This window comes from Spiribacter salinus M19-40 (assembly GCF_000319575.2).
Taxonomy (GTDB): domain Bacteria; phylum Pseudomonadota; class Gammaproteobacteria; order Nitrococcales; family Nitrococcaceae; genus Spiribacter; species Spiribacter salinus.
The window spans coordinates 1707997-1728780 of sequence record NC_021291.1 but is presented as its reverse complement, the minus strand read 5'-3'; the positions used below and the strand labels follow the sequence as shown (position 1 = coordinate 1728780).

20 protein-coding genes are annotated in these 20784 nt (G+C 60.2%); 12 read left to right on the top strand and 8 right to left on the bottom strand.

Features of this window, described 5'->3' with window-relative positions:
* The first annotated feature begins 7 nt into the window (after window positions 1-7).
* The 7 genes from atpA to SPISAL_RS08520 are packed head-to-tail and all read left to right on the top strand — an operon-like array spanning window position 8 to window position 8920.
* Complete coding sequence (gene atpA / locus SPISAL_RS08550; protein ID WP_016354078.1) at window positions 8-1549, top strand: F0F1 ATP synthase subunit alpha; 1542 nt, start codon at window positions 8-10, stop codon at window positions 1547-1549.
* A 21-nt stretch (window positions 1550-1570) separates the two neighbouring features.
* Window positions 1571-2443 carry a F0F1 ATP synthase subunit gamma gene (atpG, locus tag SPISAL_RS08545; RefSeq protein ID WP_016354077.1) on the top strand — a complete coding sequence of 291 codons (873 nt, stop codon included), beginning with the start codon at window positions 1571-1573 and terminating at the stop codon, window positions 2441-2443.
* A gap of 54 nt (window positions 2444-2497) precedes the next feature.
* A complete protein-coding gene (gene atpD / locus SPISAL_RS08540; protein WP_016354076.1) occupies window positions 2498-3874 on the top strand; it encodes a F0F1 ATP synthase subunit beta in 1377 nt (458 codons plus the stop codon).
* 12 nt (window positions 3875-3886) lie between these two features.
* Complete coding sequence (locus SPISAL_RS08535; protein WP_016354075.1) at window positions 3887-4312, top strand: F0F1 ATP synthase subunit epsilon; 426 nt, start codon at window positions 3887-3889, stop codon at window positions 4310-4312.
* 41 nt (window positions 4313-4353) lie between these two features.
* The gene (gene glmU, locus SPISAL_RS08530; RefSeq protein ID WP_016354074.1) at window positions 4354-5724 is read left to right on the top strand and encodes a bifunctional UDP-N-acetylglucosamine diphosphorylase/glucosamine-1-phosphate N-acetyltransferase GlmU; all 1371 of its coding nucleotides are present in this window, start codon (window positions 4354-4356) and stop codon (window positions 5722-5724) included.
* A 9-nt stretch (window positions 5725-5733) separates the two neighbouring features.
* Window positions 5734-7566 (top strand): glutamine--fructose-6-phosphate transaminase (isomerizing), encoded by a 1833-nt coding sequence (gene glmS, locus SPISAL_RS08525; RefSeq protein ID WP_016354073.1) that lies wholly within the window; start codon window positions 5734-5736, stop codon window positions 7564-7566.
* 37 nt (window positions 7567-7603) lie between these two features.
* The gene (locus SPISAL_RS08520) at window positions 7604-8920 is read left to right on the top strand and encodes a hypothetical protein (protein WP_016354072.1); all 1317 of its coding nucleotides are present in this window, start codon (window positions 7604-7606) and stop codon (window positions 8918-8920) included.
* A gap of 50 nt (window positions 8921-8970) precedes the next feature.
* On the opposite strand, the gene SPISAL_RS08515 is transcribed toward SPISAL_RS08520, so the two are convergent.
* From SPISAL_RS08515 to SPISAL_RS08505, 3 genes are all read right to left on the bottom strand, one after another.
* A complete protein-coding gene (locus SPISAL_RS08515; RefSeq protein ID WP_016354071.1) occupies window positions 8971-9711 on the bottom strand; it encodes an SDR family NAD(P)-dependent oxidoreductase in 741 nt (246 codons plus the stop codon).
* Between the two features lie 80 nt (window positions 9712-9791).
* Entirely contained in the window at window positions 9792-10247 is a 456-nt protein-coding gene (locus SPISAL_RS08510) for a PAS domain-containing protein (protein WP_016354070.1), read from the bottom strand.
* A gap of 67 nt (window positions 10248-10314) precedes the next feature.
* On the bottom strand, window positions 10315-10767 hold the full coding sequence (locus SPISAL_RS08505) for an SRPBCC family protein (protein ID WP_016354069.1): 453 nt from the start codon (window positions 10765-10767) through the stop codon (window positions 10315-10317).
* 152 nt (window positions 10768-10919) lie between these two features.
* Here SPISAL_RS08505 and SPISAL_RS08500 point away from each other — a divergent pair, with 152 nt between their 5' ends.
* The gene (locus SPISAL_RS08500) at window positions 10920-11459 is read left to right on the top strand and encodes a DUF4864 domain-containing protein (protein ID WP_016354068.1); all 540 of its coding nucleotides are present in this window, start codon (window positions 10920-10922) and stop codon (window positions 11457-11459) included.
* Here the strand turns inward: SPISAL_RS08500 and SPISAL_RS08495 are convergent.
* Both SPISAL_RS08495 and SPISAL_RS08490 read right to left on the bottom strand, forming a co-directional pair.
* A complete protein-coding gene (locus SPISAL_RS08495) occupies window positions 11447-12424 on the bottom strand; it encodes a transposase (protein WP_016354067.1) in 978 nt (325 codons plus the stop codon). The genes SPISAL_RS08500 and SPISAL_RS08495 overlap by 13 nt on opposite strands.
* Window positions 12425-12570: 146 nt before the next feature.
* The gene (locus SPISAL_RS08490; protein WP_016354066.1) at window positions 12571-12993 is read right to left on the bottom strand and encodes an organic hydroperoxide resistance protein; all 423 of its coding nucleotides are present in this window, start codon (window positions 12991-12993) and stop codon (window positions 12571-12573) included.
* A 176-nt stretch (window positions 12994-13169) separates the two neighbouring features.
* Here SPISAL_RS08490 and metC point away from each other — a divergent pair, with 176 nt between their 5' ends.
* Window positions 13170-14351 (top strand): cystathionine beta-lyase, encoded by a 1182-nt coding sequence (metC, locus tag SPISAL_RS08485; RefSeq protein WP_222821393.1) that lies wholly within the window; start codon window positions 13170-13172, stop codon window positions 14349-14351.
* 27 nt (window positions 14352-14378) lie between these two features.
* Here the strand turns inward: metC and SPISAL_RS08480 are convergent, their stop codons facing one another.
* From SPISAL_RS08480 to SPISAL_RS08470, 3 genes are all read right to left on the bottom strand, one after another.
* Complete coding sequence (locus tag SPISAL_RS08480; protein ID WP_016354064.1) at window positions 14379-14777, bottom strand: PAS domain-containing protein; 399 nt, start codon at window positions 14775-14777, stop codon at window positions 14379-14381.
* Window positions 14778-14875: 98 nt separating this feature from the next.
* Window positions 14876-15679 (bottom strand): metal ABC transporter permease, encoded by an 804-nt coding sequence (locus SPISAL_RS08475; protein WP_016354063.1) that lies wholly within the window; start codon window positions 15677-15679, stop codon window positions 14876-14878.
* The gene (locus tag SPISAL_RS08470) at window positions 15679-16506 is read right to left on the bottom strand and encodes an ATP-binding cassette domain-containing protein (protein WP_016354062.1); all 828 of its coding nucleotides are present in this window, start codon (window positions 16504-16506) and stop codon (window positions 15679-15681) included. The genes SPISAL_RS08475 and SPISAL_RS08470 overlap by 1 nt, the downstream gene beginning before the upstream one ends.
* Window positions 16507-16562: 56 nt before the next feature.
* Here SPISAL_RS08470 and SPISAL_RS08465 point away from each other — a divergent pair, with 56 nt between their 5' ends.
* The 3 genes from SPISAL_RS08465 to uvrD all read left to right on the top strand — a co-directional run bounded on the left by SPISAL_RS08465 (window position 16563) and on the right by uvrD (window position 20778).
* Window positions 16563-17564, top strand: coding sequence for a zinc ABC transporter substrate-binding protein (locus tag SPISAL_RS08465; RefSeq protein WP_016354061.1), 1002 nt, complete (start codon window positions 16563-16565; stop codon window positions 17562-17564).
* 92 nt (window positions 17565-17656) lie between these two features.
* The gene (locus SPISAL_RS08460; RefSeq protein ID WP_016354060.1) at window positions 17657-18574 is read left to right on the top strand and encodes a LysR substrate-binding domain-containing protein; all 918 of its coding nucleotides are present in this window, start codon (window positions 17657-17659) and stop codon (window positions 18572-18574) included.
* Window positions 18575-18603: 29 nt separating this feature from the next.
* Window positions 18604-20778, top strand: coding sequence for a DNA helicase II (gene uvrD, locus SPISAL_RS08455; protein ID WP_016354059.1), 2175 nt, complete (start codon window positions 18604-18606; stop codon window positions 20776-20778).
* The last annotated feature ends 6 nt before the right edge of the window (window positions 20779-20784 follow it).

Sequence of the window (20784 nt, the reverse complement as noted above, 5' to 3'; positions counted from 1 at the left end):
AGATGAGATGCAACTTAATCCGACGGAAATCAGTGACCTGATCAAACAGCGCATCGAGAACTTCGAAGCGGTGGCTGAGGCGCGTAACGAGGGCACCGTGGTCAGCGTGACCGACGGCATCGTGCGCATTCACGGACTCAGCGACGCCATGCAGGGCGAGATGCTCGAGTTCCCGGGCGAGACCTACGGCATGGCGCTTAACCTGGAGCGCGACTCCGTCGGCGCTGTGGTGCTCGGCGATTACTCCCACCTCAGTGAGGGCGACAGCGTTCGCACAACGGGCCGTATTCTCGAGGTGCCGATTGGTGAGGCACTCCTGGGTCGCGTGGTGAACGCGTTGGGCGAGCCGATCGACGGCAAGGGCAACATCGACACCGATCAGACCGCCCCGGTCGAGAAAGTCGCCCCCGGCGTGATCGCCCGCCAATCAGTCGATCAGCCTGTGCAGACGGGTCTGAAAGCCATCGACTCCATGGTGCCGGTCGGCCGAGGCCAGCGTGAGCTGATCATCGGTGACCGCCAGACCGGTAAAACCGCGGTGGCCATTGATGCCATCATCAACCAAAAGGGCACGGGCATTACCTGTGTCTACGTGGCGGTGGGTCAGAAGGCTTCCTCTATCGCCAACGTGGTGCGCAAGCTCGAAGAGCATGGTGCGCTGGAGCACACCATTATCGTGGCGGCCTCGGCAGCCGAATCGGCGGCGTTGCAGTTCATCGCGCCCTATGCGGGTTGCACGATGGGCGAGTTTTTCCGTGATCGTGGTGAAGACGCCCTGATTATTTACGATGACCTCTCCAAACAGGCGGTCGCGTACCGTCAGGTGTCGTTGCTGCTGCGCCGTCCGCCAGGCCGTGAGGCGTTCCCGGGTGACGTGTTCTACCTCCATTCACGGTTGCTGGAGCGGGCTGCCCGCATCAATGCCGACGAGGTCGAGCGGCTGACAGAAGGCAAGGTCAAGGGCAAGACCGGTTCGCTGACCGCGCTGCCGATCATCGAGACCCAAGCCGGTGACGTCTCCGCCTTCGTGCCAACCAACGTCATCTCGATTACCGATGGCCAGATTTATCTTGAGACCGATCTGTTCAACGCTGGTATACGGCCAGCCATCAACGCGGGTCTATCCGTTTCGCGTGTGGGTGGCTCAGCGCAGACCAAGATCATCAAGAAACTGGGTGGCGGTATTCGCCTGGCCCTGGCGCAGTATCGGGAGCTCGCAGCGTTCTCGCAGTTCGCGTCGGATCTGGATGAGTCGACACGTAAGCAGCTCGAGCGGGGTCAGCGGGCCATGGAGGTCCTTAAGCAGGGCCAGTACGCGCCGCTGTCAGTGGCCTACATGGCGGTCTCGCTGTATGCGCTGAACGAGGGGTACCTCGATGAGCTGGAGCTCAAGAAGATCAGCGCCTACGAAGGAGCGCTTCATCAGTATATGTCCAGCAACTATGCCGAGTTGATCAAGCAGATCGACGACAGCGGCGATTACAGCGACGACATACAGGGACAGCTGAAAGAGGCCCTGGATGATTTTGCCGCCAACGGCACCTGGTAACCCGGAATAGGATAGAACGGCATGTCCGGCGCGAAGGAAATCCGCACACAGATCAAAAGCGTGAACAACACGCAGAAGATCACGACGGCCATGGAAATGGTGGCCGCTTCGAAGATGCGCGGCGCACAAAAGCGCATGCAGGCGGCGCTCCCCTATGCCGAGAAGATGCGCCAGGTCATCAGTCATCTGGCTGAGGCCAATCCTGAATACCAGCACCCCTTCCTGGAGCGCCGGGATGAGGTGAATCGGGTGGGTTACATCGTTGTCTCGAGTGATCGGGGCCTGTGCGGTGGGCTGAATAACAATCTGTTTCGGGCGATTATTCGGGATCTGCGGGATCATGAAGCGGCTGGACAGGAAGTCCGGCTGTGCACGATCGGCTCCAAAGCCATTCAGTTTTTCAGTCGGCTCTCGGCACCGGTGGTCGCGGAGGTCTCGCAGCTGGGTGATACGCCCCGTCTTCAAGATCTGATTGGCACCGTCAAGGTGATGATGGATCAGTATGCCGAGGGTGAGCTGGACCGGGTGGTCATTTGCTACAACCGGTTTGTGAATACGATGACCCAGTCGCCGACGGTGGAGCAGCTGCTACCGCTCCCCGTCGCCGAGGAAGATCAGGCCATGGCCCGGTCCCACAGCTGGGACTATCTCTACGAACCCTCGGCGGCTGTCGCGCTGGATCTACTGCTCGAGCGCTATATCGAATCCCTCGTCTATCAGTCCGTCGTCGAGAATATTGCCTGTGAGATGGCCGCCCGCATGGTGGCCATGAAATCCGCCTCCGATAATGCCGGTAAGCTGATTGATGACCTGAACCTCGCCTATAACAAGGCGCGTCAGGCCGCCATCACAACGGAGCTATCGGAGATTGTTGCCGGCGCCGAGGCCGTCTAGCGTGGACGGCGCCCAACCAATGAATAAAACGCTTTCGCGAAGAGGAACCGCGCTATGAGTTCAGGAAAGGTCGTCCAGATCATCGGTGCCGTGGTGGACATCGAATTCCCCCGCGATTCCGTACCGAAGGTCTACGACGCGTTAATGGTGAGCACACGCGATCTGGTCCTGGAGGTCCAGCAGCAGATCGGTGACGGCGTCGTCCGGGCGATCGCCATGGGCAGCACGGATGGGCTGCAGCGTAACGTCGAGGTCACCAACACCGGCGCGCCGATTTCCGTGCCGGTGGGTGAAAAAACCCTTGGCCGCATCATGAACGTGCTGGGTCACCCGGTGGACGATGCCGGTGACATCGGTGCCGAGCAGAATTGGCCCATCCATCGTAAGGCGCCGTCTTACGAGGAACAGGCCGGTTCGACCGACCTGCTGGAGACGGGTATCAAGGTCATTGACCTGCTGTGCCCCTTCGCCAAGGGCGGCAAGGTCGGCCTGTTCGGCGGTGCGGGTGTCGGTAAGACCGTCAACATGATGGAGCTGATCCGGAATATCGCCATTGAGCATTCCGGCTATTCCGTGTTCGCCGGTGTCGGTGAGCGAACGCGCGAGGGCAACGACTTCTATCACGAGATGAAAGAGTCGGACGTGCTGGACAAGGTGGCCCTGGTTTACGGGCAGATGAACGAGCCGCCCGGTAACCGCCTGCGCGTTGCCCTGACCGGTCTCACGATGGCGGAGTTCTTCCGGGATGAGGGGCGCGATGTGTTGATGTTCATCGACAACATCTACCGCTATACCCTCGCGGGTGTGGAGGTCTCGGCGCTGCTTGGCCGCATGCCGTCCGCCGTGGGCTATCAGCCGACGCTCGCCGAGGAGATGGGCGTGCTCCAGGAGCGGATCACTTCCACGAGCAAGGGCTCGATCACGTCGATCCAGGCCGTGTACGTGCCGGCGGATGACTTGACCGACCCGTCCCCGGCGACGACCTTCGCCCACCTGGACGCGACCGTCGTGCTAGCGCGCTCCATTGCTGAGCTTGGTATTTACCCGGCGGTGGATCCACTCGATTCGACGTCGCGCCAGCTGGACCCGCAGGTCGTGGGCCAGGAGCACTACGACACCGCGCAGGACGTCCAGCAGGTGCTTCAGCGCTATAAGGAGCTGCAGGACATCATCGCGATTCTTGGCATGGATGAACTGTCCGAAGAGGATAAGCAGACCGTGACCCGGGCGCGTAAGATCCAGCGTTTCCTGTCGCAGCCGTTCTTTGTGGCCGAGGTGTTTACCGGCTCGCCTGGCAAGTACGTGTCGCTCAAGGACACCATTCGCGGTTTCCGTGCGATCGTTGACGGCGAGCATGATGACCTGCCGGAGCAGGCGTTTTACATGGTCGGCAGCATTGATGAGGCCATTGAAAAGGCCCGTAGCCTGTAAGGTATCGCCACTATGGCCTTGACCATGCATATCGACATCGTGAGCGCTGAGGAGTCCATCCACTCCGGCGTTTCCTCATACATCCTGGCCCGGGCGACTGAGGGTGAGGTGGGCGTGTACCCGCGCCACCTGCCCATGCTGGTTCAGCTCCGGCCGGGTGAGGTAACCGTGCGCGATGAGCACGGCCAGGAAGATCATTATTACGTGTCGGGTGGGACCATGGAGGTCCAGCCACATGTGGTGACGATACTGGCTGATGCCGCGACGCGGGCGGGTGACATCGACGAGGCCGCCGCTGAGCAGGCGCGCAAGCGGGCTGAGGAAGCGCTGGCCAACCGTAGTGGTGAAATTGACTACGCCCGCGCTCAGGCCGAGCTTGTCGAGGCCGCCGCTCAGCTGCGCACGATCCAGAAACTGCGCAAGAACACGCGGGGCTGACCCGCCGTGGGCAGCCCCTGCTGTATGGCTGAGGGTTCCTGATGGCTTCCTACCCGCTGAGTGTCGTTGTCCTTGCCGCCGGTGAGGGCAAGCGCATGCACTCCGATCTTCCCAAAGTCCTCCATCCCATTGCCGGTCAGCCGATGCTGGGTCGTGTGCTGGATGCCGCCCAGGCGCTGGCCCCGAGCGTGATCCATGTGGTGCATGGCCATGCCGGCGAAACTGTGAAGGCCGCCTTCGCCGATGCCCCGGTGAACTGGGTGTACCAGGCCGAACAACTGGGGACAGGTCATGCCGTGATGCAGGCGTTGGCGCAGGTTTCGGATGGCCACCAGGTGCTGGTGCTCTGTGCCGATGTCCCGCTGATCAGCGCGCAGACGTTGCGTGATTTGGTGGAAGCGGCGGGAGAGGGTGTCTCGTTGCTCAGTGTCTGCCTTGCCGAGCCCCGCGGGTATGGGCGGGTGCTGCGCGATGCGGATGGCGCGGTCATGGGTATTGTTGAGGAAAAGGATGCGACGGATACCCAGCGTCAGATCAACGAAGTGAACACCGGGGTGATGTGTTTACCCGCCAAGCCCCTGCGCCGCTGGCTCTCCGACCTGGATACCACCAACGCGCAGGGCGAGTACTACTTGACCGACTGTATCGCTCAGGCTCGGCGCGCAAGTGTGGGTGTCCAGTCTCTCGTTTGTGACGACCCCTGGGAGGTCCAGGGCGTCAACGATCGGCTCCAGCTGGCTGCGGTGGAGCGTGCCTGTCAGCGCCGTCAGGCAGAGACGTTGATGCGTGAGCACGGCCTGGGAATAGCCGATCCGAGCCGATTCGATCTGCGCGGCACGCTTAGCGTTGGCCGCGATTGCTTCATCGAACCCAACGTCATTATCGAGGGCACCGTCTCGCTGGGTGACCGGGTGACGATTGGTCCTTCGACTCGATTACTGGACACCCATATCTCATCCGACACCGCGGTCCTTGGCCACTGCGAGATATTGGACACCCACGTTGGTGCCGGCTGCCAGATCGGGCCGTTTGCCCGCCTACGCCCGGGGACGGTGCTCGCAGATAAGGCAAAAGTGGGCAACTTCGTGGAAACGAAAAAGGCGCAAATCGGTTCTCGTAGCAAGGTGAATCACTTGTCTTATATCGGTGACGCGGAGCTCGGCGAGGATGTGAATGTGGGCGCAGGGACGATCACCTGTAACTATGATGGCCAGGCGAAGCACCTCACAAAAATCGGTAACGGTGTGTTTATTGGCTCGAACACTGCCTTGGTGGCACCGGTCGCCGTTGGGGACGGCGCGATGATCGGGGCGGGCACGACCATCCGGGACGATGTGCCGAGTGATACGTTAGCCGTCACTGATGGTCGGGCGCGTCAAATTCCCGGCTGGCAGCGACCTCACAACGAATAGGAGTTCAGCATGTGCGGCATTGTTGGAGCCGTTGCCGAACGCGATGTCTCGCCGATATTGCTTGAGGGGCTCCGGCGACTTGAATATCGCGGCTACGACTCGGCCGGGTTGGCGGTAATGGACACCCACAATCTGCTTCACCGGCATCGAGCGGTCGGCAAGGTCTCTGCGCTGGACGCCGCGCATGCGAGTGCGCCACTGACCGGCTCTACTGGCTTGGCACATACTCGTTGGGCCACGCATGGCGCGCCAACCGAGGCCAATGCTCATCCGCACCTGGCCCGCGATGAGGTGGCCATCGTTCACAACGGAATCATCGAAAACCACGAGTCGTTGCGCAAACGCCTGACTGCCGATGGTTATCACTTCACCTCCGAGACCGATACCGAATCGGTCGTCAATGCAATTCACGCCCGCCTTGCAGCGGGTGATGATCTTTTTGTGGGTGTCCAGAACGTGCTCAGCGAGCTTGAGGGCGCCTACGCACTGGGTGTGATTAGCACGCGTGAGCCGGGTCGGCTGATCGCCGCGCGCCGCGGCAGTCCGCTGGTGATCGGCGTGGGTATTGGTGAGCATTTCATTGCCTCTGATGTTGCTGCCCTGTTGCCCGTAACCCGCGATTTCATCTACCTCGAGGAGGGTGATGTTGTTGATCTGACTCGCGATTCACTGACCATCTATGACACGAATGGGCAGCCTGTCGACCGTCCGGTCAGGACGACGGAACTCACCGCCGATGCCGCTGAGCGGGGCGAATACCGGCATTTCATGGCCAAGGAGATTCACGAGCAGCCGCGCGCTATCGCTGAAACACTCGAGGGTCGCATCTCGGATAACCGTGTGCTGCCAGAGGCCCTTGGCCCAGAGGCAACGGCACTGCTCGAGCAGGCCCAACGAATCCAGATCGTGGCGTGTGGGACGAGCTACCACGCCGGGCTGGTGGCGCGTTATTGGTTTGAATCGCTGGCGGGCCTGCCCTGTGATGTCGAGGTGGCGAGCGAATTTCGGTACCGCCGTCATGTCGTTCCCGCGGGAACCCTGTTTGTGACGCTTTCTCAGTCTGGAGAGACGGCGGATACCCTCGCCGCGTTGCGCGAGGCGAAGACCCTCGGTTATCTGGCTTCGCTCGCGATCTGCAACGTCCCGGAGAGCTCGCTCGTCAGGGAGTCTGACCTCGTTATGATGACGCGGGCAGGCCCCGAGATTGGGGTGGCGTCAACCAAGGCCTTTACCACTCAGCTCACCGCCTTGCTTCTCACCGTGATCGCCGCGGCCCGGCGCCAGGGCTTGGGGGAGAGCGAGGAATCCCGTCTGGTGGCCGCCTTATGTCATATCCCGCGTCAGATTGAAGAGGTGCTCACGCTTGAATCCAAAGTTGAGGCCTTGGCGGAGCAGTTTGTCGACAAGCATCACAGCCTTTTTCTTGGCCGCGGGAGCCAATTTCCCATTGCGATGGAAGGCGCGCTGAAGCTCAAGGAAATTTCCTACATTCATGCTGAAGCCTACCCCGCGGGCGAGCTCAAGCACGGACCGCTCGCGCTGGTCGATGCCGATATGCCGGTCATAACGGTCGCGCCCCGGGATGATTTAGTGGAGAAGCTGAAATCCAATCTCCAGGAGGTTCGGGCCCGCGGCGGGCAGCTCTATGTATTTGCGGATGCCGCCTCTGCGCCCGCGGCCGATGACGGTTGCCAGGTCCTGATCCTGCCCTCAGTTGACGAAGTCCTGGCGCCGTTGCTTTACACGATTCCCTTGCAGCTGCTCGCCTATCACGTGGCTGTCCTCAAAGGCACCGATGTCGACCAACCGCGTAATCTCGCCAAGTCCGTGACGGTGGAATAGTCCCTGCCTACTGTCTCCCTGGCTGAGGGATTCCTCAATGCTGGACACCCACAACTCGCTGGCGGCTGACCCGAAGGGGCAATTCAGTCGTATGTTGGCGGGTGGCCTCCTGGCTGCCTGCGTCGTAACGGGGGCAATAGCCAGTTTGACGTCGTGGTTACCGACGCTTCTGGCGGGTCTCCTGGCATGGGCAGCGGGCTTTATTCTGTGGTTGGAGGTCCCCAAACGAACCCGCGTACAGAGCGCAATCCTGCTAACCGTGGGAGGCCTTGGTCTGCTGGTCGGGTTTGTTGCAGATGGTTCATTGGCGTGGCGTACCACCATTGCAGGTAACGCTAACTTGATTGCCATGCTGGCTGCGGTGAGCTTCCTTCGTCTGATTACCGCGCCATCGAACGCCGAGCCGGTCGTTAGCGCGTACGGCCGCCGAAGCCTCCTCGCGACGATTGTGGGTGTCCATCTTTTCGGCGCGGTGGTGAATTTGTCGACAGTCTTCATCATGGCGCGCCGCATGAGCGACGGCGACACGCTGTCTCGGCAGCAGTATGTTGCCTTGGTGAGGGGTTTTGGGTCAGCAGCGTTCTGGTCCCCATTTTTCGCGGCTATGGCCGCTGCGCTAACGTACGCGCCAGGGGCTCAACTCTCTTCGTTGCTCGCCTTCGGGCTACCGCTGGCCATGATTGCCCTTGCCCTGACTTATCGCGACGTGAACGCTTTGGGTGTCCAGCACTTTCGGGGTTATCCCATGAACTTCGCTAGCCTGTGGCTGCCCGGCTTGTTGGCCGCGCTTATCTTAGGTGCGCACTGGTGGCGGCCCGCGCTCTCGGTACTCGGTCTGATTGCTGCGCTGGCCCCATCCGTTACGATTCTGACGCTGGCGCTCCGCCGGCAACCGGTGGGTCGTCAATTGGCACATCACATACGTGAGGGCTTACCAGGGATGAGGGCTGAGTTAGTGCTTTTCCTCGCTGCCGGCGTGATGGCGGCGGGTTTGATGAGCCTGATTGCCGTTACTGGGGTGTCCTTACCGTTTGATGGCTTCGGGGCCTGGCAAGCGAGTGCTTTGTTGACCGGGTTGGTTGGTCTCTCAATCGTGGGTGTCCATCCTGTGATTGGCGTCGCCGCGGCAGCGCCCTTGGTGGCGCCGTTGGACCCGGATCCGAGTCTGCTAGCGAGTTGTTTCCTCGCCGCGTGGGGAATTGGTGTTGCCGCAAGCCCGCTTTCAGCGATGAACCTGGCACTGCAAGGCACCTATCGCCTGAGGGCGGGGGATAGCTTGCGATGGAATCTCCCTTTCGCCGCCGCAATGCTCGTTGCAGCGGCCCTGCTTTTTTTGTTGCACCCAGGCGCCTGAGGCGGGTCGGGCGCCTTTACTTCGTGGAGGCCTAAGGCGAGGTTTGCCCTTTAGGATTTGCCGGCCGTGAACCCGCCGTCTACTAGAAGATCGGCTCCGGTCACAAAGCTTGCTTCGTCGCTTAGCAAGAAAGCGACTGCGTTGGCGATCTCCTTAGGCTGTCCAAGACGCCCGATTGGGTGAAGATCTCGGAGCGCATTGACGCTTTCCTCATCGAGTGCCTCGAGGATGGGGGTTTCGACGTAACCGGGCGATACGCTGTTCACACGGATGCCCTGAGCCGCGAACTCGATGGCCAGCGTTCGGGTGAAGTTTAATACGCCGCCTTTCGCCGCGCTGTAGGCCGGCGTTTGGGACTGGCCGAGGTGGCCAAGGATGGACGCGCAATTCACGATGCTGCCGCTGCGACGGGGCTGCATATATTGAAGGGCTTTCCTGGCGATTTTGAAAACGCCCGTCAGATTGATATCAACCACCCTCTGCCAGTCGGCGTCACTGCACTCAGCACTCGGTGTAATGGCGCCGACGCCCGCATTATTGAAAACCCCATCGACGCCACAGAATCGCTCCGCGGCTTCGAAGAGGGCGTCGACTTCTTGGGTGTCCACGACATCGACGTGAAGGTACTTGACCCGGTCTTCGCCGAGCTCGTTGACCAGTTCCGTTCCTTTGTCGTTATCAAGGTCGGCGATGATGGCTCGCCCACCCTCTTCAACGATTTGACGCACGGTCGCCTCACCGATACCACTCGCGCCGCCGGTGACGATGACGCCCTTTTCACTGAGCCGCATAAGCTGCTCCTTAAGTCTTGGTTGTCCATTTTTTGTCCGAGACGTTAGATGCTGGACACCCAAACTTGTTCACTGATCAGTCATTCCTCTCCGCCTTGATCGAGCAAAGTCGCCATCCGATCGGCTTCTTCGCGCGCGGTGACCAAGGAGGTAATGTCGTACTGGACACCCAGGTAGTACATCAGTTGCCCGTTCTCATCGCGTAAGGGCTGGACGGTGAGCTGGTTATGAAAGAGCTCGCCGGTCTTTCGATAGTTTCGCAGCGTAACCTCGACTTTCGATTCGGTCTTAAGCGCATCACGAATCGCTTGCAGGCCCGGCTGGTCCCGGTCATCGCCGTGCAGGAAGCGGCAGTTGCGGCCGATGATTTCTTCCTGTGTATAACCCGTCATGTCACGAAAAACGCGGTTAGCGAAAACGATGGGGTTATCTGGCTGGTCGGGATCCGACAGGGTAATCCCATTCACACAGGTATCCAGGATCTGCGTAAGTACACTCGGGATAATTCCAGGGTCTTTTTCCGGTGTGAATTCCATCATTGCACTCCTGCGAGCGGGCCAGCGCGATTGGTCTGGCATATTATTTGGGTGTCCAGTACTGACATCATCCAGATGGTGTCTCTGATTCCACGAGGTATTTTAGGTTACGCGCGACCCGGTCTACACCACTTTGGACCGCATGCTTGATCAACTTCTCGAAAGGCTTAAACGCCATGCCGAGCTGACCGAGCTCGAACACGAAGGTCAGCTGTGTGCTGTCCTCGGTTGCCGCCGCAAAATGGAAATCAATGAAGTAAGGGTCTTTGATTCCTTGAAACCCCACGTGCTCCGGCGGTTTCAGTGCAATCACCTCGAAGTCGGTGGCGGTGCGGCGACCCTGGTCGACACGGACTTGTCGAGCCTTCCAGCCTTGCACTAGAGGGCCGTCACTCAGTGGTTTGAGGCTTTTGACTTCGGGGGACCAGCGTGGGTAGTTCTGAACAAAGTCATCCACGACAAACGAGAAGACCACTGGACTGGCCCGGTTGATCAGTGCACTGGCGCTTGTTCTGACCATAACTCTCCCGGTAGTGGACACCCACACTTCGTTCAAGCACCTTAACCCGAGGATCCCGATAACCGAAACACTAACGCGTACGCTGCGCGTAAGAGGCGACCACGCCAGTACATCTGTCTCAAATGCCCGCAGCGACGAAGGAGAATCTCGCGATGGATTTAGCAGTCCCCGGGCGGCGCCTAAGCTTCCTTCGACTCGCCCTCTTCTGTTCTCTGGGTGTCCAGTTCTTGGCAACTTCGGCTTACGCTGAGCCCGCCGCCGAGCCGAGTCCCGAGCTGTCGCCGGAGCAAGTGGTCAGAATTCAGCTTGAGGCGCTAGCGGACAATGACGACCCCTCTCAGGACGCCGGTATCGAGCAAGTCTGGGCGTTTGCCCATCCGAATAACCGTGAGATGACAGGCCCTTTGGAGCGCTTTACTCGCATGATCAAAGGGCGTAACTATCGGACCTTGATCAACCATCGCTCCTATGAGCTTCAGCGGGTTGCATTATCCGATGCGGTCGCGGTCTATGCCGTGCGCGTTCTTGCAGCCGACGGGAGCTTTTACGGGTTTAGCTGGCACTTGCGCACAGCAGAAATTTCAGCTGGAGAAGTCTGGATGACAACCATTGTCTCGCCCGCTGAGGATACCGGTGAGCAAATCTCCCAACTTGAGCGCTCAAACCTGGGCATCGTCGCTCAAGCCGATTGAGGCACCTGGAAGACCGTTTCGGCGGCACCCTGCCCCTGTAAAAAGCGACGTCCCAGCAATCCGGCAATGTGTTGCATGGCGTGGGATGGGCCAATCCAGTTTTTGAAACGGCGCTCGGTCCGACTGATGAGTCGTGTGTAGCCATCTGGCTGCAAGCCAAGCCGAACCAGCAGTGGAGGAAGCGTGCGGCTAATCACGCCGATTTTATCCTTTTGAACGAATCGCCCGCTCCAGTCGACGAGCTCAAGATAATCGTCGAGGCCGCAGAGTTGATTACCTAGGTCTCCAAGGCGGTCTCCGAGGGGTTCGAGGGGTTCTCCAGCCCCTCTTCGACCCCTGATTCGCTCCTGGATAGAGGTGTAATCAGCGTCTTCGGGTGTGGAGGCGAGGCCTGCGCGAATTGGGTTGAGATCGACATAGGCCATCGCGGCAATGAGAGCGCCAGCTGTTAACAGCGCCTGGCTTTTGAACCGTCCGTCCCAGAAGCGACCGGCAACGTTGTCCTCCTGGTTCGCCATCCTGGCGATGGGTTCATTGATGGCGCGCATGAACCAGGACAGCGATCCCAGCCGCTCTCTGTAGAGCGGGATGAGCATCTTGATCCGTGCGCGCTCTCCCGTGGACAACTTTGCACCGCGGGTGAATCGATCGAGTAGCGCTGGGCCTTTGAAGGCCATACGCCAGCGCCGGATAACCTCCGTGTCACTCCACTGCAGCACCTGATGAGGTTGCAGCTCAACCACCAGGTGAAAGTGATTCGACATGATCGCGTAGGCGTGGATGTTAATGGCAAAAGCCTTGGCAGCCTGTCGCATACGCGCCCGGATCCATTCCCGACGATGCGTGAAATCGCGCGAGGTCCGGGTGTCAAAGCCGCATAGGAACTGCTGACGCACGCATCGGCTGATCACATGGTAATACGGCGTTGCTTCCGGACGGACGAGGCTGGCGCGAGGTAGGGTCATCTCAATCACTCCGGTGTCATCTGCATGGCCTGCTAGCATGCGTCTATGGATGACGGGAGTTTTGGTGCTGCGTCACATTTTTTTGCTTGGTCCCCAAAAAGGACTCCCTGGGCCGTTTTTCTGGCCCAAGGAGCGCTACTGTCGCGTCAGCTCAGTGTTGTGTTGACGTCAACGTTGCCTTTGGTCGCATACGAATAAGGGCACACGACATGGGCTTTTTCGACCAGCTTCTCGGCATCCGCTTGATCAACGCCAGGCAGGTTCACATCGAGGTCTGCGCTGATGTTGAACCCCTGCCCGTCATCACGCTTGCCTAGCGAGATGGTGGCCGTGACTTTTGTTTCAGCAGGCACTTTAATGCCTTCCTGGCCCCCCACGAACTGCATGGCACCGAGAAAGCACGCTGAGTAGCCGCAGGCAAAAAGCTGTTCCGGGTTGGTTCCCTCGCCACCCGGGCCACCGAGTTCTTTTGGCGCAGTTAGCTTTACATCCAGGGAACCATCAGCGGTCTTAGCCTGGCCATCCCGACCACCCGTCGCTGTTCCTGTCGTTGTGTAGAGCACATCCATCGCGGTCTCCTTCGTTATTGATTGAAATCCGAGCCTTTTATGAGGCGATACTGGACACCCAAAGTTCCATCACGATACACCGTCTAATCTGCGTTAGGCGGATTGTGGGTGTCCAATACGCTAATCCCTGCCATGATGCACGGACAGATGCGGACAAGCGAAAGACGAGGGAAATCGTGAAGCGGGACACGAGGTTGGTGCACGGCGGACGGCCGGGCTACAGCGATGGCCGGCGGCCTGTTAATCCGCCGTTGGTGCGCGCGTCAACGGTCGACTTTTCCTCGGTCGCTGAGATGAAGGAAGCCCAGCGTCTCGGCGCATCCGGCGAGCAGGCGTTCACCTATGGGATCCACGGAACACCGACGACGTTCGCACTCGAGTCATTGATCACAGAACTGGAGGGAGGCGCGGGCACCTGCCTGTACAGCTCTGGGCTGGAGGCCATTAGTGCCGTGTTCCTGGGCTTTCTGAGGCCAGGCGACCATCTGTTAGTGGTTGATACGGTTTACTCACCGGTTCGGCGACTTTTGGACCGCTTCTTGGCTGAGCGCGATATTCAGTACGACTTCTATAGTCCGAGGGAAGCTGATCTCGGCCGTCTGATTCGAAAAGAAACCCGAATGATTTACACCGAGACGCCGGGGTCGGTGTCCATGGAGCTCCAGGACATTGATGCGATTGCGCAACTCGCCCGTCAGCACGGGGAGATGATTGTCGCCTGTGATAACACCTGGGCATCAGGCTACTGCTTTCGCCCTCTCGAGCATGGCGCCGATCTCTCGATCGTGGCGGGCACCAAGTATCTGAGTGGCCATTCGGATGTGATGATTGGCTCGGTAACGGCTACAGAACAGCGTTATTCGACCCTGCACAGTACGCACGAGCTCCTGGGCTTTTCGGCATCTCCGGATGATTGCGCGCTGACGTTAAGGGGAGCCCGGACGTTGCATATCCGATATCCGGCCCACGCCGAGCGGGCGCTTCAGGTGGCGCAATGGCTTGAGGGACACGATGCCGTTGTGGCTGTCCACTACCCAGCACTGCCCTCCAGCCCAGATCATCCGCTGTGGCTGTCCCAATATGAAGGCGCCGCCGGCTTGTTCACGATGGAGCTGTATGACGTTGATACACAACGGGTGACGTCTTTTCTGGATCAGTTGAAACTCTTCGGGCGTGGCGCGTCATGGGGTGGTTTCGAGAGCCTGGCTTTGCCTTGCCCGATCGCCGAGAGCCGTTGTGTCGATGATTGGGAAAAGCGCGGCGCGTTAGTCCGGCTACACATCGGCCTCGAAGATCCCCTGGACCTGATCAACGATCTTGCGCAGGCCTTGGCTGCGGCTGGTTGCCGGACGCGATAGCGCATCGGCGACACCGGCGTCGCTGGATTAAATCCGGCCGGTCACATCGTGCTGGACAGCCACATAATGCGTAGCGGAACCCTGCTGGGTCACCGGGATGACATGCCACTCCATGATGAATTCCGTGCCGTCCTTCCGGTAGTTGATGGTTTCTCCGTGGAATGGCTCGCCTTTGCTAATTTGGCTCGCCAGTCGCTCCAAGACGGCAGGCTCTGTGTTCGGGCCCTGCAGCATGCCGGGGCTTTTGCCCATGACTTCGTCTGGTGTGTAGCCCGTCATTTCGGTAAACGCTTCATTGACGTAAATGATTGGCCCAGCGCCGCCCTGGGGGCTCGCCTCGGTCACCGTGATGGCATTGAATGCCCGGTCCGCTGCGGTTTTAAACAGCGTAAATCCCAGCTCGCTCGAAATATCTTCGACTTTCATTACTTGCCCTCACATGAGCCAATCCAGATTCGCCCCAGAGTCACAGCCTGCCGCGAGCGAGTCAATTCATCTTGAAGTACTGGACACCCACAGCTCGATCAGTGTGCGTCACTGCGGTGCTTCGCCATGGATGCTGCGTTGAGCAAAACGAACAGCAATGTCGCCGAGCACACAATCGTCGCCCCGGTTGGTGTGTCCAGGTGCCAGGAGCCGAATAAGCCGGTGATCACCGCAGCGATACCCACCAGGGCTGCACCGGCCGCCATCCGCTCGGGGGTTGTGCTGAACGGTCTGGCTGCCGCAGCCGGAATGATCAGCAGCGCGGTGATCAGCAAAACCCCCACCACTTTAATGGCCACGGCAATGATGATGGCGAGTGCAATGGTCAGAATGAGCCCTTCCCGTCGGGGGTCATAGCCCTCGGCGTAAGCCAGATCCTCACTCACCGTCGCGGTGAGTAGGGCCTGCCAGCGCCAGAGCATTAAAAGGACGACCAGCCCCGCTCCGCCCCAGATGATCGCGAGGTCGTAGCGACCGACGGCCAGGATGTCGCCGAACAAATAGGCCATCAGGTCAATGCGCACGTCCGTAATGAACGACACAGCGACGAGGCCAAAGGCGAGCGCTGCGTGGGCAAGGACACCCAGAAGCGTGTCCATTGCGTAGCCACGATCGGTTAGCACGTTGACAACAATGGCCATTAATAAGGCGACCGCCAGGACGCCGGCGAACACGGAGATGGACAACGCCAGGGAGAGCGCAACACCCAGTACCGCAGCATGCGCCGTCGCCGCGCCAAAAAAGGCCATGCGGCGCCAGACCACAAAGCATCCCAGTGGAGCGGCCGCCAGGACGACCCCCAGACCGGCAAGCGCCGCGCGCACCATGAAGTCATCAAGCATCAGGACTGCGCCCTTTTTTGTGGGTGTCCAGTCTCCCCATGGGGATGGTTATGCGGGTCGTGACGAAAGATCGCCAGGGCCTCTTCGTCGTCCGTGCCAAACAGGGCGCGATACTCGGGGTCAGCGCTGACGTCCTCCGGATGGCCTTGGCAGCAGATCCTGTGATTCAGGCAAACGACACGATCGGCCGCTCGCATTACAACGTGCAGGTCGTGGCTGACCATCAGCACGCCACAGCCAAGGTCATTCCGGATTTCCTCAACCTGACGGTAAAAGTCGGCGGTGCCGGTCTGGTCGAGACCTTGAGAGGCCTCGTCCAGCATGAGCAGGTTAGGCTGATCGAGCAGGGCGCGGGCCATGAGCGCGCGTTGGAACTGCCCGCCAGACAGCCCGGCCATCGGGACATCTCGGTGGCTGGCGATGCCCGCTCGTTCAAGCGCTTTTTGTATTTCGGACGCCCGGTGTCGTTTCGGCAGGTTGAGGAACCGTCGGACGGTGAGCGGCAACGTTGGGTCGATATGGAGCCGCTGCGGTACATAACCGATACGCAGATCTGATTGACGCTCAATCTGTCCTGCACTCAGTTCAATGGACCCGATCAGTGCTCGAAGCAACGTCGATTTGCCTGATCCATTCGGACCGACAACGGTGACGATTTCCCCAGGCGAGATCGTGAAGTTGATCTGCTCAAGAATGGCGTTGCCACCGATGCGGACGTGCAAGTCGGTGGCACGAATCAATGGCTGGGTGTGTGCTGACATAGTAGTTGGCGACCGTGCCACAGCGGTGCCCTTTTCGGTAGCGGCAATATTGATATAGTATAACATAACGCTTTCCCGCAAAAGCAGCTGCACATGCCAGCTCGTCGATAAAGGAGTCCACCATGTCGATTCGATCCTCACGTGCAGCCAATAGAGCAACCCTGCGACGGTTGATCGCGCTTGCTGTGCTTAGCGTGAGCGCCCTTCTGACGACGCCCGCGCAGTCTGCGCCCCGCGTTGCCGCAGATATTCCGCCGGTGCACTCGCTGGTGGCTCAGGTCATGGAAGGCGTTGGTGAGCCAGAGTTGGTGATTCAGCGCGGCGCATCGCCGCATGACTACGCCTTAAGGCCTTCGGAAGCGGCGGCGCTAGAACAAGCTGAGATCGTGTTCTGGACGAGCGCCGAGCTGACGCCCTGGCTTGACCGCTCCCTGCAGACACTGGCGGCCGACGCAACACAGATTCAGCTCATTGAGTCCCGCGGCACGACCCGTTATGCGTTTCGAGAGGCATTTCTGGACACCCAGGCATCTGGCCACGACCACGGACACGAGCAAGAATTGGACACCCACAAATCGACCGGCGACCATGATCATGCTCACGACAGCATCGACCCCCATGCTTGGCTGGACCCGGTCAATGCCCAGAATTGGTTCGGGGTGATCGCGGAGACGCTGGCCAAAGCGGATCCCGAGAACGCAGCGACATACCGAGGGAATGCGCAGGCGGGTGACGAGGCGCTGAATACCCTCATGGATGATATTCGGGGCGATCTCCAACCTGTTTCCGACGAGGCCTTTATCGTTTTTCACGACGCCTACCAGTATTTTGAGCGGCGCTTCGATGTAACGGCCCTTGGCTCGATTGCGTTGAGTGATGCGTCAGATCCAAGCGCTGCGCGGATTGCCGAGATTCGGGAAGTGGTGCGTGCAAATGACGTCCGCTGCGTGTTTGCCGAGCCTCAGTTCAACCCGGATCTTGTGGAAACGGTATTGGATGGGACTCAGGCGGAAACGGGTGTGCTGGATCCCCTTGGCAGCGATATTCCCTCCGGTCTCGACTTTTACCCGGCCTTGATCGAAAAGCTATCAAGCAACCTGGTGGAGTGCCTGGGCAGTGGCTGACACGCCAAAGAGCACTGGAACCCGGTGTACTGGGTCAAGGCATGGGGTCGCGGTAAAATTAAAGCCAATACTGGACAGCCACGTTTTTACCCATGACGAACATTAACTTCCGGGATCTGCGCTATCTGGTGGCCGTCGCTGACCATCAGCATTTTGGTCGGGCGGCGGCGGCCTGCTTTGTCAGTCAGCCAACACTGAGCACGCAGGTCAAAAAACTGGAGGAATACCTGGGTGTCCAATTAGTGGAGCGCACCAGCAAGAAAGTCATCGTGACGCCGGTTGGTCGTATGGTCAGCGAGCGCGCGCGCCAGGTCCTCAATGAGGTGGATGACATTGTTGACGTCGCCCGGGCAGCGGGCGATCCGATGGCGGGTGACCTGCGCCTCGGGATCATCCCCACCCTCGGTCCGTATCTCATCCCCCATCTTTTTCCCGTGCTCCAGGCCGAGTATCCGCGCCTTAAAGTGCTGTTACATGAGGAGCGAACCAGCGGTCTGATCGACCGGCTGCGCGAGGGCAGCCTTGATGCCGCGATCATGGGCGCTCCGATTCCTGATGATGCCCTGATTCCGCAGCCGCTTTTTCAGGAACCTTTCCAGGTCGCTCTGCCTGCCGGCCATTCCCTGGCGGCGCAAGCGACGATTGAGCGAGCCGATCTGGGTGCGGTTCCCATGCTTTTGCTGGAGGAAGGCCATTGCATGCGGGATCAGGCCCTGGACTTCTGCTCCACCGTGGGGGCGCAGCAACAGCAGGATTTTCGGGCGACGAGCCTTGAGACGCTGCGACAGATGGTTGCCACAGGGGCCGGCGTGACGCTGCTTCCCACGCTGGCTGTCGACCCTGCGAGCGCGGCGCGTGAGCACATTGCTGTGCGCCCCTTAGCTGGCGCGCCGCCAGTGCGTGAACTGGCGGTTTACCGCCGCCGAGGCTGTGCCCGTGAACCGGTGATCAGCGCGCTTGCCGAGCTCATCCAGAACCTGCCACCGGTCAGACATCTGAGTGACCCGTAGCCGAGGGCGCCGCTGATATACTCCGGCGCATGGATGTCTCTGACCTCATCGACCCGCTGAACGACGCGCAACGTGAAGCCGTCGCCGCCCCCCTGGGTCGGGCGCTTGTCCTGGCGGGCGCTGGCAGCGGCAAGACGCGCGTCCTCACCCATCGTGCGGCTTGGCTGGTGCGGGTGGAGGGCACGACGCCGTATAACCTGTTGGCGGTGACGTTCACGAATAAGGCTGCCGCGGAGATGCGCGGTCGCATCGAGCGTTTGCTGGGCATTTCGGGTTCGGGCATGTGGGTTGGCACCTTCCATGGCCTGTCTCACCGCCTGCTTCGCTTGCACTGGAAAGAGGCGGGTCTGCCCCAGGGCTTTCAAATCCTCGACAGCGAAGATCAGCGCCGCCTCGTCAAACGGGTGATGCGCGATCTTGAAGTCGATGAAAATCGTTGGCCCGTTCGCCAGCTCCAGGGGTTCATCAATGCGCGCAAGGATGCTGGTGAGCGTCCGGACGATCTCGACAGCAATGATCCCTATACCGGTCAGATGGCCCGCGTGTATGCCGCTTATGAGGCCGCCTGCCGCAGCGCAGGCGTGGTGGATTTCGCCGAGCTCATGCTGCGCACGGTCGAGATGCTCCAGAACCATCTCGAGTTACTTGGGCATTACCGGCGTCGCTTTGCCCATGTGCTCGTCGACGAGTTTCAGGATACCAATGGCATTCAGTATCAGTGGCTCAAGCTGCTTGCCGGCCCGGAGGCGGATGTCTTCATTGTGGGTGATGACGATCAGTCCATTTACGGCTGGCGCGGTGCGCGGGTTGAGAACCTGCAGCGTTTTCGCAGCGATTACAGCGACACACGCGTGCTGCGACTGGAGCAGAACTACCGGTCCACCTCGACGATTCTGGAAGCCGCCAACGCACTCATTGCGCTGAACAGCGATCGCCTGGGCAAAAAGCTGTGGACCGAGGGCGAGCAGGGCGACCCCATCGCGTTGTATGCCGCGTTCAATGAGCAGGATGAGGCGCGTTTTGTTATCGAACGGCTCGTGAGCCTGATCGATGACCAGGGACTCGCCCGAAGCGATGTCGCCATTCTCTACCGATCCAACGCGCAATCGCGGACTTTCGAGGAGGCCCTCCTATCCCGGCGCATCCCGTATCGCGTGTACGGCGGCTTGCGATTCTTCGAGCGCGCGGAAATCAAGGACGCCCTTGCGTATTTGCGCTTGATCGCCAATCGGGATGACAGCGCGGCCCTCGAGCGCGTCATTAATACGCCGACGCGGGGGATTGGCAATCGCACCCTTGAGGCGATCCGGCTGGCGGCGCGGGAGCAGGACGTCAGTCTGTGGCGAGCTGCCTCAGGCCTCTTTGCAAGCCACGGCGCCCTGCCCGCGCGCGCCGCGAATGCGCTGGGTGCCTTTCTCGGTCTGATCGACCGGCTGGCGGCCGAGACGGCCGACATGGCGCTCGCTGATCAGCTTGAGACGGTCCTCGATCGCAGCAGCTTGCGCGCGCATGTGGGGAAAGATCGCTCTGAGCGGGCGCAGGACAAGCTCGAGAACCTCGATGAGCTGATTACCGCCGCGCGCAATTTTCAGCAGGATGCGCAGATCGACGAGGGAATGGATCCACTGACTGCCTTCCTGTCCCACGCCGCACTGGAAGCGGGCGAGGGCCAGGCTGGCGCCTGGGAGGACTGTGTCCAGCTCATGACCCTGCATTCGGCCAAGGGCCTGGAGTTTCCGGTGGTGTTCCTCGTGGGCCTGGAGGAAGGGCTTTTCCCCCATCGCATGTCGGTTGAGGAGCCGGGTCGACTTGAGGAAGAGCGCCGGCTGGCCTACGTCGGCATCACCCGGGCGCGACAGCAGTTGGTGATGACCTATGCCGAGCGCCGTCGCCTGCACGGCCGGGATGAGTTCGGGATCGCGTCTCGATTTATTCGCGAGCTGCCGCCGGAGTTGGTGGATGAGGTTCGGGCGCGCTTTTCGGTGACGGGTCCGGGGGTTGCCGCCAGTCAGGGGGGTATGGCTGGCGCGGTGGCGCCAGAGGCGGAATTCGGGCTCGGTGAGCGCGTGCAGCATAGCCGTTTCGGTGAGGGCGTTGTGCTGGATTGTGAGGGCAACGGCCCGAACGCCCGCATCCAGGTCAACTTTGACGCGGTCGGCGCTAAGTGGCTGGTGGCGGCCTACGCCAATCTCGAGCGGGTTTGAAGTCGA